At 66.3% G+C, this 1258-nt stretch carries 1 protein-coding gene and 1 pseudogene; both read right to left on the bottom strand.

Translation table 11 applies throughout. The features are described from left to right. Nucleotides 1-408 (bottom strand): ATP-binding protein (locus E4Q23_RS23095; RefSeq protein ID WP_169068749.1); only part of this gene is annotated, 408 nt, incomplete at its 3' end. 12 nt (nt 409-420) lie between these two features. Beyond that, nucleotides 421-1258: pseudogene (locus E4Q23_RS23090) on the bottom strand (Mu transposase domain-containing protein); the annotation flags it as partial.

The following is a 1258-nucleotide window of genomic DNA, read 5'->3' as shown; positions in this document are numbered from 1 at the left end:
CGTCAAGCGCACATAGAGCACTGAATGCCCCTGCCGACACGCCTGGTTGGCCAGGGCGCACGCCAGATAGGTCTTGCCGATCCCCGTCGGCCCGCAGATCAGCACGTTCTGGTGATCGCTCACCCAGCGCCCGGTCATCAAGCGGGCGAACAGTGCCCGGTCGAGTCGGCGTGGATGCCGGAAATTGACATCTTCTGGCGTCGCCGCCTGTTTCAGTCCGGCGCGTTTCAGACGCGCCGTATTCTGCCGTGACTCGCGTTCGGCCGCCTCGCAGTCGACCAGCAGCCCGAGGCGCTCCTCGAACGACAACTGGCCGATCTCCGGGCTTTGTGCCTGGCTGGCCAAGGCTCGGGCCATGCCCGGAAGGCGCAGTTGGTGGAGTCTCTCGACGGTCGGATGATTCAGCATGGCAAAGCTCCTTCAGTGGTAGTAACCGGGGCCACGCACATTGGCGTGCTCCGGAGGTAAATGGGTCTGGCCCGGGGTGCTCACCCGCTGCTTGTCCAGGCCGTTCTTCAAGATCGATTTCAGGCTGCTGTAGGACGTCGCGCCAATGGCGATGGCCCGCTCGCAGGCCGCTTCCAGGCGATCATCCCCGTAGGCCTTGCCCAGGCGCAGGATGCCCAGGCAGGCCCGGTAGGCCTGTTGCGGATGGCGGCGCTGATGCAGCAGGCTCTGCACGACGCCTTTGGCATGCGGCCCGATACGCCCGGCCCAGTCGAGCAGCCGCGGCGCATTCCAGCCCTGTACCGCCTGATGGGCCGGTGTCATGTGCGCATCGACGGTGGTGTGCCGACCGCGGCTGTCGTTGCGCACATGACTGGCGATACGCGTGCCGCGATGGAAGAGCTCGACGGTGCTCGCCGTCAGCCGGCTATCGACCTGCTCGCGGGCGAAGCGATACGGCACCGAGTAGTAGTGGCCGACGAGCTCGACGTGATAGTCGACGCCGACCCTGACGACCTTCCACTCGGCGAACTCGTAACGGGTCACCGGCAAGGGCAGTAAAGCGGGCCGATCGAGTTCGACGAAGGCCGCTTGGCGGCAGCCGGGCAACTTCTTGAACGGCCGCTGGTTGAGCCAGCTCATCAGCTCGGCGATGCTGCGGTTGAGCTCGGAGAGGCTGAAGAAACGCTGGTGGCGCAGTCGCGCCAGGACCCAGCGCTCGACCAGAAGCACCCCGGCCTCGGCCTTGGCCTTGTCTTTCGGGCGACGGGGCCGGGCGGGGAGGAACCGCCGTGCCGTAATGAGTGGCCAG

This window comes from Candidatus Accumulibacter phosphatis (assembly GCF_012939955.1).
In the GTDB taxonomy this organism is placed as follows: domain Bacteria; phylum Pseudomonadota; class Gammaproteobacteria; order Burkholderiales; family Rhodocyclaceae; genus Accumulibacter; species Accumulibacter delftensis.
The sequence above is the reverse complement of the archived record's forward strand: the minus strand, read 5'-3'. Positions and strand labels throughout refer to the sequence as shown.